This is a genomic window from Pseudomonas sp. B21-019 (genome assembly GCF_024749225.1).
Lineage (GTDB): Bacteria > Pseudomonadota > Gammaproteobacteria > Pseudomonadales > Pseudomonadaceae > Aquipseudomonas.
This window is the reverse complement of the sequence record NZ_CP087193.1, coordinates 3927988-3939997: the sequence shown is the minus strand read 5'-3', so window position 1 is coordinate 3939997 and position 12010 is coordinate 3927988. Positions and strand designations below refer to the sequence as shown.

Here is a 12010-nt window from a genome sequence, read left to right as displayed (position 1 = left end):
CGCGCTGGCGTTGAGCGGCCCGTTCAATGGCGCACCCAATACATGAGGCTAGGCACGGTCCAGTTCTTGTGCGGGTTGTTCGGCAGGACGTCCTGATCGTTGATCACCAACAGCACCGGCAAGCCCAGTTCATGGGTGATTTGCGCTGGATGTTTGAAGCTGTGATCGAAGAACTCACGCACGTAGACGAAGGCAATCGCCAGCAGCAGACCGGTCAGCATCCCGAACGGAATGATCAGCAGCGGTTTGGGAAACGCCACCTCGCTCGGTTCGAACGGCGGGCTGAGCACCCGGGCGTTAGACAAATCGCTGTCCAGCGCGCGAGCGGTGCTGCTTTCGGCAAAGCGCTGGGCGTAGGTGGAGAACGCCGCGTGCAAGGCATTGATCTCGGTATCCATCTGCTGCAGCTTGCTCTGAGCCACTTGCAACTGGTGGATGCGATTTTTGAACTCGGCGATACGCGCGGTTTTCTGGTTGATCACCGAGGTGACAATGGCCAGGTCGCTGGTGCGTTCCTGAATCCGGTTGCTGACGATTTTCAGGAACTGCTGGCGGGTGCGGGTAATTTGCTCGCGGGCCAGCAACATCGGTTCACTGCCCGGCTGGAACACCGCCAGGTCGTTCATGTAGCGGCTGACTTGAGTCGTCAGTTGCTCACCGATCTGCCGGATCTCCCGGTCTTCGAAGGCAATGTTGTCCACCGTGGTGGTGAAGGTGAAGGGGAAGGTGTAGTCGTTGAGCCGAGTGGTATTGTTGGCCGCCGCCAGCGCGGTTTTCAGGTAGTCGAGCCAGCGCTGGCTTTGCAGCAAGCGATCCTGATACTGGTTCAGGTTCTCTTCCTCGGTGTTGATGGCGTTGAGGCGGAAGGTGATTTCTTCCTTCGGATCGGACGCACCGATCTTTTCGAGCAACGCCAGTCGAGTGCCTTCCAGGCCATCGAGCCGCACCTGATACTGCTTCTTCTTGGTTTCGTAGAAGCTCTGTGGCAGGTCGATCGATTGCAGTTCCTGACGGCTGGCCAGGTAGTTTTGCAACATCGTTGCGACAAACCGGGTGCCTTGGGCCGGATCGCTTGAGCTGTAGATAATGGAGATCACGTTGGAGCCGGGCAGGGTGTCGATCTTCAGGTTATCGATGGCCTCCTGGGTGAAAGTATCCAGGGTGGTGTCCCGCACCGGATCGATTGCAAGCCCGAGCGCGCCGCGCACCGGGTTGATCACGTATTCACGCAAGGGGTTGGTCACGAAACTCTGGATCGGTACGGTCACCAGTTTGTTGAAGGCCCCGGGGTTGGGCGTGTACTCGCCTTTGGCCTGCAGGTCGCTGATGGTCTGACGGATCAGGGCCGGCGAGCGCAGGATATTGCTCTCTGTTTCCATATCCGCCAGTGACGGCGGAATGAAAGAGGCATCACCTTGGGTCAGGGATGTGGTGGCGTCTCCCTGAGAGAGTTTTTTGGACTGCACGAGCACCTGCGCGGTGATATCGAAGCTCTGTTTGAGCACCAGTGGCAGGAGCAGGGCGATCACTGCAAAGATCAGGAAGATTCGCTTCACCAACCGCTTGTTGGCGAAGAAAATCCTGAAGAACTCATGCAGGTAGTTTTCCTTTGGGTTCATGATCGGTCACCTGAGCGTTAGTTGTTACTGCCTTTGTTGTCGACGCGGTAGCCGAAGCTGAAGCCGACCCCCTGGAACAACACCACGTCCGCCAGTTGCCGCGCGAGTTCACCGGCGCTGGCCAGTTTGGTCTTGGGCACGTAGAGCATGTCGTCCGGTTGCAGGTAAGCAATCTGCGACGCGTCACCGGACAAGGCTTTCTCCACGTCGTAGCGCACGGCCTGCACTTGGTTGCCGTTGCGGCGCATGATCACCACCGAATCGAGGCGCGCCTTGACGCTGGTGCCACGGGCCAGGGTCAACGCTTCGAGCACCGAGACCGGGCGGCGAATCGGGTAGGAGCCCGGCTGCCCGACTTCACCCAGCACATAGATTTCGTTGCCCGATGTGGATTTGAGCATGACGTCGACTGTCATCCGCCCCGGCAATTGCGCGTAACGTTGATTGAGGAACGTTTCGAGCTGGTTGACGGTCATGCCTTGCAGCGGCACGGAGCCGATTTCCGGAAAACTCGCATAGCCGTCGTTGCCCACGGTGATCTCCCGGCTCATGCCGGTAGCGGGGTGGTTCAGGGCGCTCTTGAGGTTTTGCTCGTTGCTCAGCGGGCTGGTGACCAGCACGGTCAACTGGTTGCGATTGGGCTGGAACAGGGCTTTGCGGTTATAGGCGCGCTGGATTTCCTCCCGGGCCTGGACCGAGGTCATCCCACCGATTTTCACCGAGGTGTTGGCCCCCGGAAGTTCGATGGTGCCATCGGGCAGCACCAGTTGCGTGCCGTTGAGCTGGCTGGCCGCGGTGAAGTTCAGCGCGACCTGGTCACCGGGCTGAATGCGGTAAGCCTCCGAGCCACTGGTGCTGACGTGGAAGATCACATCCAGCACGTCCTTGGGCCGCAAGGTCTGTTCGACCTTGGGCATATCGGTGGCCTGGGCGTTGGCCGGCTCGGCCGTGAGGATCTGCACCGGCATGTTCTGGGTTTCACTGGTGCTGGAGCAACCTGCAAGCGGTAGCAACAGCAGGACAAGCACTTTGGCATTCATGACTTCATCCTTCAGGTGGGTGCTTACAGGTTTTTGTAGAGCCATTTGGGCATGTAGTACTTGCGCCGGTTGAAGACGCTGCCCACCAGTTTCGCGCCGGCCTGGGTCAGGCGTTGGGCCGCGGCCTGGGCCACTTCCCAGCGGGTGTCTTCCGCGCGCACCACCATGATCACGCCGTCCACCAAAGTGCTGATGACCAGGGTGTCGACGGCCTCATACACCGCATCGCCGTCGATCACCACGAAGCGATACCGATCGACCAACTGTTCGAGCAACGGGATCAGCTGTTCGCTGGTCAGGTGCTCGGTACCGCGGATGTGCCGCCCGTTCGGCAGGACGTGGAAGGGCAGGCTGGAGACGGTCACCAGGCAGTCCTGCAGCGGCGGCGGAGAGTCGTTGAACAGCAGGTCGCGAAAGCCGCGTTCTTTGCTCAGCCCCAGCTGTTGCGTGAGGTTGCCCGTCGACTGGCTGGCGTCCACCAGCAGCACTTGGCCGTTGCTCATTGACGCCAGTTGGCTGGCCAGCGCCAGGGCACTGGTGGTGGTGCCCGTGCCTGCGTTGGCAGCGGTCAGAAAAAGGATCCGCAGATCCAGGTCGAGCACGGTCGAGGTCAGGTTGGACTCGCTCGGGCTGGCGATGGTCAGGCTGTTATTCGATGAACCGTCCATTTAACTCGCTCCGTGGCCGTTGAATACGATGAAGGGGGTTTTCAACAGAATCTTCAGATCAAGCAACAGGCTCTGCTCGGCGATGTAGGTGAGGTCCAACTCAACGCGCTGGTCGAAGTCGATATTGCTGCGCCCGGAGATCTGCCACAGGCCGGTCATGCCGGGGTAGATGCTCAAGCGTGCAAGGTGACTGTCCTTGTAACGATGGGCGTTGAACGAGGTCGGGCGCGGACCTACTAAACGCATGTCGCCGCTCACCACATTGATCAGGTTGGGTAATTCATCGAGGCTGCTGCGCCGCAGGAAGCTGCCGATGGGGGTAATCCGCGGGTCGTTGTCGATCTTGAAGTCGATGGCGTCGGCACCGTGCTTGTTCAGATGCCGCAGGGACTCCTTGAGCTCCTCGGCGTTGACCACCATGGTGCGGAACTTGTACATGCCGAACATGCGGCCGCGGTAGCCGGTGCGTTTCTGCACGAACATCACCGGCCCCGGGCTGCTGAACTTGATCGCCAGTGCCAGGCCCAGCAGTACCGGGGAGATCAACAGCAAAATCACCAGTGCACCGAGGCAGGCGAGCACCCGATTGGTGCGCGACAGGGTCCAGGACCGACCACCGCTGCGGCCGGTCACCCAGCCGTGACCCTGCACGTGGATCGCCTTGTCGAGGCGCATCCGGTGCTCGGGATCCAGGCGGTTATCACTCTGCATGTGATCGAGCAACATGCCTTTTTCATGTCCAGTCATAGAGTCCTCCGCTAAAGCCCGGCCATGTATGGCGAGTGGGCGCTACGCAGTGGGTAGTAGTCACGGAACCAGGCGATGAATCGTCCGAGTCCTTCATCCAGCTCTATCCGTGGCTGGAAACCGGTGGCCAGTGCCAGATCGCTGGCATCGGCGCAGGTGTTGAGCACGTCGCCCGGTTGCAGGGGCAGCAACTCGACGAGGGCCTTTTGCCCGAGGTGCTTTTCCAGCAGCGCCAGGTAGTCCTTGAGCGCTACCGGCTGCTGTCCGCCAATGTTGTAAATGCGCCATGGCGCCATGCTGCTGGCCGGATCCGGTTGCTCGCGGTTCCAGTCCGGTGCCGGCTGGGGGGCGCGTTCGATCAGGCGGGCGATGCTCTCGATGATGTCGTCGATGTAGGTGAAGTCCCGCTGGTGCTGGCCGTAGTTGAACAGTTTCAGCGGCTGCCCTTCGGCGATCGCCCGGGCGAACTGGATCGGCGACATGTCGGGCCGGCCCCAGGGCCCGTACACGGTGAAAAAACGCAAACCGGTGCAGGGAATGCCGAACAGATGGCTGTAGCTGTGGGCCATCGACTCGTTGGCTTTTTTGGTCGCGGCGTACAGCGACAACGGATGGTCGACGTTGTCCTTGACCGTATAAGGCGTGTGCTGGTTGGCGCCGTACACCGAACTGGACGAGGCATAGATCAAGTGCCTGACCGGGTGGTGACGGCAGCTTTCGAGAATGTTGAGGAACCCGCTCAGATTGCTGTCGAGGTAGGCCCGAGGATTTTCCAGGGAGTAACGCACCCCGGCCTGGGCCGCGAGGTGAATCACCACTTGCGGTTGTTCACACTCAAACAGTGCGTCGAGGGCCTCGGCGTCGGCCAGGTCGACTTTTGCGAGGGGGAAATCGCCGACCTGCTCGCGCACCCAATCCACGCGATCATGTTTGAGTTGCGGGTCGTAGTAGTCATTGAAGTTGTCCAGCCCGCACACCTGATGCCCGTCGCTCAACAGCCGCAACACACAATGGGCACCAATGAAGCCGGCGGCTCCAGTGACGAGTATCTTCATGATCGTGGCGCCTCGGGAGCAGCCAATGCCGCAGCTTGGATCAGGCCGACGTAGCCCGTACCAAATACGCTTACGTCCATATTGGCGCGCCTCGTAAGACGGTGGATGTAACTGAAATGAGACTGTCAAAAGGGGTATAGCCCAGCCTTGGGAAAGCGTGTCAGCAAAATGACGGGTAGCGCGGGCTGAAAACCCTGATTTCACGGGCTATTTGCTATCAAGTGCTTGCCGTTGCTGGATTTGTCGCAGTTTTTAGGGGTTTCAAGAAAACGATAAACGGTCGAAAGGCTTGTATTACAAGGGTTACAGCCGTTTTGAAGCGTCAGATTTGAGTTAATGTTTTTTTGACGCTTTTGGCAAAAAACCGGCATTTCTTGCGCTTTCATGGCTCGGTGCTAGTGTCAGAAAATGGCTGATAATCATTGGTTTCCATTGGCCAATGGCAGCCATGGAGGTACTGCATCCACCATGATCCGATACTTCAAGGAACTGTTGCTGGTTCTGTATTTACTCAAAAGCTACGACTATTACCTCGATCGTCTCGAGGCATTGGGCATCGGTTTGCCGATGTTGCTGTATGGCGGGATGTTCGTGGTGCTGACGATCGCGCTGTTCATGACCGCCTATATTCGTCAGACACTGGTCCGTCATTTGTTTGCGTTGGCGCTGTTTGGCTCGGCGATTTTCTTTGACGTGTATACGCACGTGACCGCCAGTTACCTGACTTACAGCAGCTTTGTGTCGCTGGTGTATTCCGGCGGGTTCATTCAGGAAGCGGCTTACCAGTACCGCGATGCGATCATCGGTGCGATGGTCAGTGGCTTGTTGCTGCTGTTGGGTATCGGGCTCAAGCCGCGTCGACGGCTACCATTGCCGGGGGCGCTGTTGGTGGCGGCACCGGTGCTCGGCGTGCTGCTGCTCAGTGTCGTGTTGTTCGTGCGGGCCGGCGAGGGCGCCCGTGGCTTGCCGATCATGTACACGCCGTTGGCCTATCTGAATCTGTTTACCTATGAAGCACTGCACAACACCGTCGGCCCGCGCGAGCCGGTGAGTCTGGCGCGCATCGATCAGCCGGTGGACCACGACATCGTACTGATCATCGACGAGAGCATTTCCGGTAATTACCTGGACATCAACACGCCATTCGGTGTGCACAGCAACCTCAAGGAAGCGCACCCGGGCGTGGACATCTTCAATTACGGCTATGCCGCGTCCATCGCCAATTGCAGCGCCGACACCAACGTCACGTTGCGCTATGGCGGCACCCGTGGCGATTACATGCGGATCAACACCACACTGCCGTCGATCTGGCAGTACGCGAAAAAAGCCGGGCTGCGCACGGTTTACATCGATGCCCAGCGTACGGGCGGCAACTTGCAGAACCTGATGAACAATGTCGAGAAACAGGACATCGACGAGTTCGTGCAATTCGACCAGACCAGCGTGCGTGAGCGCGACATGGCTGCGGCGGCCAAGCTGATCGATCTGCTCAACGACGGCATACCGGAGCTGGTGGTGATCAACAAGGTCGGCGCGCATTTCCCGGTACACGACAAATACCCGGATGCGTTTATGGCCTACCGCCCGACATTGCCTCGGGGGCAGTTTGTCGAGGTGGCGGACACCGGTAAGCGCGATGGCTTCAACGGTCAGCCGGATGATTGGGTGTTGTACCGCAATGCCTATAAAAATACCGTGCTGTGGAATGTCGGCGAGTTCTTCGCACGGGTTTTCGCCCAGGCGGACTTGCGCAATGCGTTGCTGATCTACACCTCGGACCATGGGCAGGATCTGCATGAGCGAGGGAACCCGGGGCTCAACACTCACTGCGGCAGTGATCCGGTGGAGGAAGAGGGGTTGGTGCCGTTGGTGGTGATTTCGGGCAGCGACTTGAAGACCCTGGACTGGCAGGCGCAAATGCCGGCCAACAAGGATCGCTCCAGTCACTACAACATCTTCCCGACGTTGTTGCAGTTGATGGGCTATGACCTGGCGGGGATCGAGGCGGTGTATGGCAAACCGTTGAGTGTGTCGACGGCGGATGATTTCACCTTCAACTATCGCTTCAATGCGCGGCTCGGCGCTGTGCCTGCGTGGAAGTACATCGATCTGAAGAGCATTGTGACGCCGGGGCCGGTGGTGCCGAGTGTGGCGGTGGGGCAGTGAGATTTTGATGAAATGGCCTGGCCTTATCGCGAGCAGGCTCGCGATAAACGATAACGCGGTCCTGCTGCCGTCCGCTATCCTAGGCCCACTGCCTTCAACGAGCCTCCTCTCATGCTTTCGGTCCAGGGCGTCTTCAAAAGCTACGCCACCCCCCAAGGCCCTTTGCCGGTATTACAAGGCGTCGACCTCTCATTGAAACCCGGCAGCAGCCTGGCGTTGATGGGCGAGTCGGGCAGTGGCAAAAGCACCTTGCTGCACCTGATCGCCGGCCTGGACAAGGTCGATCGCGGCAGCATTCGCAGCGGCGAGCATCGGCTGGAACAGATGAACGAAGGCCAATTGGCCCACTGGCGGCGCACCGAAATCGGCCTGGTGTTTCAGCAGTTCAACCTGATCGGCAGCTTGCGGGTCGAGGACAATCTGGCGTTTCAGGCGCGTCTGGCCGGGCGCCACGATCCGCGTTGGCAGGCGCATCTGGTGCAGCGTCTTGGGTTGGTGGATCTGTTGCAGCGCTATCCGGAACAACTGTCTGGCGGGCAACAACAGCGAGTTGCGCTTGGCAGGGCGTTGGCCTCGCAACCGAAACTGCTGCTGGCCGACGAACCCACCGGCAGTCTCGATGAAGCCACCAGCGATGAGGTGTTGAAGTTGTTGCTGGAGCTGCTCGACGACAGCCCGACGACGTTGCTGATGGTCACTCACAGCCCAAGGGTCGCCGCGCGGCTGGCGGAAAAAGTGGTGCTGCACAATGGCCGTCTGGCTGGCGCGGACGAGCGCTGAAGTGCGGGTTTTTCGCGAGACATTGCGGGCGCTGCTCAGCCATTGGCGGCAACACCCGGTGCAATTTTTCAGTGTGCTGACCGGGCTCTGGCTCGCCACCAGCCTGCTTACCGGCGTGCAAGCGCTGAACAGTCAGGCACGGGAAAGCTACGCACGGGCCAGTCAGCTGATCGGTGGCGAACCTCAAGCCAGCCTCAGTGCGCCCGGCGGCGGGGTGTTCCCGCAGCAATTGTTTATCGACCTGCGTCGCGCAGGTTGGCCGGTATCGCCCGTGTTGCGAGGCCGGGTGACGCTCAAGGGCCATGAAGACCAGCGCTTGCAGTTGATGGGCATTGAACCGGTGTCGCTGCCGGCCGGTTCCGCAGTGGCCGGGCAGACATTACCGATCGAGCAGGTTGTCGAGTTCTTTACGGCGCCGGGCAGCACCTGGATTTCGCCGCAGACCTTGCAGGCGTTGGGCTTGGGCGAAGGTGAAACACCGACGGCCGAGAGCGGCATCGCCTTGCCGCCACTGCGTGCCCAACCCGACATGGCCCCCGGTGTGTTGCTGGTGGACATCGGCTTCGCCCAGCAGATTCTGCAATTGCCAAATCAACTGTCACGTCTGTTGCTGCCCAAGGATTTCACCGCGACCCTGCCTGATCAGTTCAAGGGCCAACTCCAGCTCATCAGCAGCGGCGAAGAAAACAATCTTGCGCGCCTGACCGAGAGCTTCCACCTGAACCTCGATGCCCTGGGCTTTCTGTCGTTCGTGGTCGGCCTGTTCATCGTGCACGCGGCGATCGGCCTGGCGCTGGAGCAACGTCGAGGCTTGCTCAGAACCCTGCGCGCCTGCGGCATCAGCGCGCGGATGCTGATTGCCGGCCTCGCCGTCGAGCTGGGAGGTCTGGCGTTGATCGGTGGTGTCGCCGGCGTGGTCAGCGGCTACCTGCTGGCCGGCGTGCTGTTGCCGGACGTTGCCGCCAGTTTGCGCGGCTTGTACGGCGCGGAAGTGCCGGGACAGTTGAGTCTCAGCCCGCTGTGGTGGTTCAGCGGTATTGGTCTGAGCCTGTTCGGCGCGTTGCTGGCCGGCGCCAACAGTTTGCTGCGAGCGGCACGTTTGCCGTTGCTGGCGCTGGCCGATCCGCAAGCCTGGCATCAGGCCCACGCGCGCTGGTTGCGGCGTCAGGGTTGGGTCGCGGCGATGGCTGCGCTGATCGCGGTGTTGGCGTTGATGTTCGGCGACAGCCTGAGCAGTGGCTTCGTGCTAATGGCCGCGTTGTTGATCGGCGCCGCGCTGGCCTTGCCGGTGGTGTTGAACAGCGTGCTCAACCGGGTGCTTCGGCACAGTCATTCAGTGCTCGGCCAATGGTTTGTCGCCGACTGCCGTCAGCAGTTGCCGGCCCTGAGCCTGGCCTTGATGGCGCTGTTATTGGCGCTGGCGGCGAACATCGGCGCCGGCAGCATGACCGCCGGTTTCCGCCAGACCTTCAACAACTGGCTCGAACAACGCCTGACCGCCGAGTTGTATGTCAATCCGCAAAATCCGGCCCAGGCCCGAGAGCTTTACACATGGCTCAAACAACAACCCCAAGTCAGCGCGGTGCTACCCAACTGGCAAGTGTCGATTCAGTTACAGGGCTGGCCGGCGGATGTCTTCGGCGTGATCGATCACCCGACCTATCGTCAGCACTGGCCGTTGCTGGAGGCCTTGGGCGACGACCCTTGGGAACGACTGGCCAAGGACGACGCGCTGATGCTCAGCGAACAACTGGCCCGGCGGTTGAAGGTGCGCCTGGGTGATCACATGACCATTGCCACGCCCAACGGTCCATGGTCGCCACGGATCGTCGGGATCTACGCCGACTACGGCAATCCCAAGGGCCATCTGCTGGTCAACATCAATCACCTGCTGCGCGGCTGGCCGCAGCTGACACCCAGCCGTTTCAACCTGCGCATCGAGCCCGCGTCGATTCCCGCGTTCCTGGCCGCGCTGCAAGCGCGCTTCGCCCTGGACGACAGCCGCATCGTCGATCAGGCCCGGCTCAAGGGTTGGTCCACACAAGTGTTCGAGCGCACCTTCGCCGCCACCGCCGCACTCAACAGTCTGACGCTTTGCGTCGCGGGCGTGGCGCTGTTCATCAGCCTGCTGACTCAGAGCCAGAGCCGCCTCGGACAACTCGCGCCGCTGTGGGCGCTGGGCGTGACGCGGCGACAGTTGATGCTGCTCAACCTCGGGCAGACCTGGTTGCTCGCGGTGCTGACGTTGGTGCTGGCATTGCCGTTGGGCATCGCATTGGCGTGGTGCCTGGACACGGTGATCAACGTTCAGGCCTTCGGCTGGCGCTTGCCGCTACGGGTGTTTCCACTGCAACTGTTGCAGTTGATGGGCCTGGCCTTGCTCGCCACGTTGCTTGCGTCGGCGTGGCCGTTGTATTCGCTATATCGCACGCAACCGGCGGATCTGCTGAGGACGTTTGCTCATGAAGATTAAAGTCGGCGTGTTGTTACTGGCGTTGCTGAGTGGCTGCGACAACACGCCTGCGCCGGAAAAAGGCTTCGCCGGTCTCGGCCATCAGGCTGCCGCATTTACCCCGGTGGTGCCTGAGCGAGTGTTCAGTTTCCCGGCGGACCATGGCCCCCATGATGGCTTTCGCATTGAATGGTGGTACGTCACCGCCAACCTCAAGGACGATCAGGGGCGCGAGTTCGGCGCGCAATGGACGCTGTTTCGCAGCGCCTTGAAAGCGACGCCCGAGCAACCTGGCTGGGCCAATCAGACTATCTGGCTGGGCCACGCGGCCGTGACATCCGCCGCCGCACACCATGCCGCCGAACGCTATGCCCGAGGCGGTGTCGGCCAGGCCGGAGTGATCCTTAAGCCGTTCAATGCATGGATCGATGACTGGCGTTTCAGCAGTCAGGCCACCGACGAAAACCCACTGGCAGACCTGCAACTCAGCGCCCGCGACAAGGCGTTCAGCTACCAGCTTCGACTGACGTCAACCCGGCCACTGGTACTTCAGGGAGACAAAGGCTTCAGCCAGAAATCCGAACAAGGCCAGGCGTCGTACTACTACAGCCAGCCTTTTTTCCAGGCCAGCGGCACCCTCGAAATCGACGGCAAAACCTACACGGTCAACGGCCCGGCCTGGCTCGACCGCGAGTGGAGCAGTCAACCGCTGACCGCCAACCAGACCGGTTGGGACTGGTTCTCCCTGCACCTGGACAGCGGTGAGCAAGTGATGCTCTACCGCATGCGGCAAAAGGACGGCGCGCCATACCTCACCGGCACCTGGATCGACGCTCAGGGGCAGACGCAGTTGCTGCACGCCGACGATATCAGCCTCACACCGCAAGACACCGCCAAGGTCGCCGGGCGTTCGATGCCTGTGCGCTGGTCGATCAACATCCCGGGCAAGCGCCTCGAAATTACTATCGACGCCCTCAACCCCAAAGCCTGGATGGACTTGCGCATTCCTTACTGGGAAGGGCCGGTGCGGCTGAGCGGCAGTCATGGGGGGCAGGGGTATCTGGAGATGACTGGTTATTGACCCGGAACTCTCGGCGCCACGCTGTTCGGCGAAATTGAAAGATCTGAAAGCAGGGTAGAGCGTTGTGCTGACCTGTAGCGATGTGCTGAAAGTGGCCTGCCAGCACCCAAGCTGATCATTACTTGTACGTATTGATTGTTCTTGTGCGGATAGCTGTATAAGAACAATCAATTTTAATGGTCGAACCGGTGCGTTTAGGAAGTTTGTAGACGTTGTGTAAGCGGGGCCTTACGAAATATTACGTGCATAAATTTCATGTTTGTACACGAGGACATATCTGCCAAATTCTATTAAAATCCTTCCCGTTCGCCCGGTGTCAGGGCTCTTTACCGGTGCATGGATTGCCAGGCCATTACACTGGGCGAACACCTTCTTTGGGAGGTGCTGTTTAAAAGTTTCGGA

At 60.2% G+C, this 12010-nt stretch carries 9 protein-coding genes; 4 read left to right on the top strand and 5 right to left on the bottom strand.

The annotated features are described in order from the left end of the window. Positions 1 to 23 precede the first annotated feature (23 nt). From LOY36_RS17500 to LOY36_RS17480, 5 genes are read right to left on the bottom strand one after another with little or no spacing between them, the layout of a single operon-like run. Complete coding sequence (locus LOY36_RS17500) at positions 24 to 1619, bottom strand: Wzz/FepE/Etk N-terminal domain-containing protein (protein WP_019648518.1); 1596 nt, start codon at positions 1617 to 1619, stop codon at positions 24 to 26. 17 nt (positions 1620 to 1636) lie between these two features. Then, positions 1637 to 2659, bottom strand: coding sequence for a polysaccharide biosynthesis/export family protein (locus LOY36_RS17495; RefSeq protein ID WP_019648519.1), 1023 nt, complete (start codon positions 2657 to 2659; stop codon positions 1637 to 1639). A 23-nt stretch (positions 2660 to 2682) separates the two neighbouring features. Further along, positions 2683 to 3327, bottom strand: a complete 645-nt coding sequence (locus tag LOY36_RS17490) for a CpsD/CapB family tyrosine-protein kinase (protein WP_019648520.1) — start codon at positions 3325 to 3327, stop codon at positions 2683 to 2685. Then, entirely contained in the window at positions 3328 to 4074 is a 747-nt protein-coding gene (locus LOY36_RS17485; RefSeq protein ID WP_258669292.1) for a sugar transferase, read from the bottom strand. A gap of 11 nt (positions 4075 to 4085) precedes the next feature. After that, on the bottom strand, positions 4086 to 5129 hold the full coding sequence (locus tag LOY36_RS17480) for an NAD-dependent epimerase (RefSeq protein ID WP_258669289.1): 1044 nt from the start codon (positions 5127 to 5129) through the stop codon (positions 4086 to 4088). 468 nt (positions 5130 to 5597) lie between these two features. On the opposite strand from LOY36_RS17480, the gene LOY36_RS17475 reads away from it, so the two are divergent. From LOY36_RS17475 to LOY36_RS17460, 4 genes are all read left to right on the top strand, one after another. After that, a complete protein-coding gene (locus LOY36_RS17475) occupies positions 5598 to 7295 on the top strand; it encodes a sulfatase-like hydrolase/transferase (protein WP_258674199.1) in 1698 nt (565 codons plus the stop codon). A gap of 111 nt (positions 7296 to 7406) precedes the next feature. Further along, positions 7407 to 8075: an ABC transporter ATP-binding protein gene (locus LOY36_RS17470; protein ID WP_258669287.1), complete on the top strand. Its 669-nt coding sequence runs from the start codon at positions 7407 to 7409 to the stop codon at positions 8073 to 8075. Position 8076: 1 nt separating this feature from the next. Continuing rightward, on the top strand, positions 8077 to 10548 hold the full coding sequence (locus LOY36_RS17465) for an ABC transporter permease (RefSeq protein WP_258674198.1): 2472 nt from the start codon (positions 8077 to 8079) through the stop codon (positions 10546 to 10548). After that, on the top strand, positions 10538 to 11608 hold the full coding sequence (locus LOY36_RS17460; protein ID WP_258669285.1) for a lipocalin-like domain-containing protein: 1071 nt from the start codon (positions 10538 to 10540) through the stop codon (positions 11606 to 11608). The genes LOY36_RS17465 and LOY36_RS17460 overlap by 11 nt, the downstream gene beginning before the upstream one ends. The last annotated feature ends 402 nt before the right edge of the window (positions 11609 to 12010 follow it).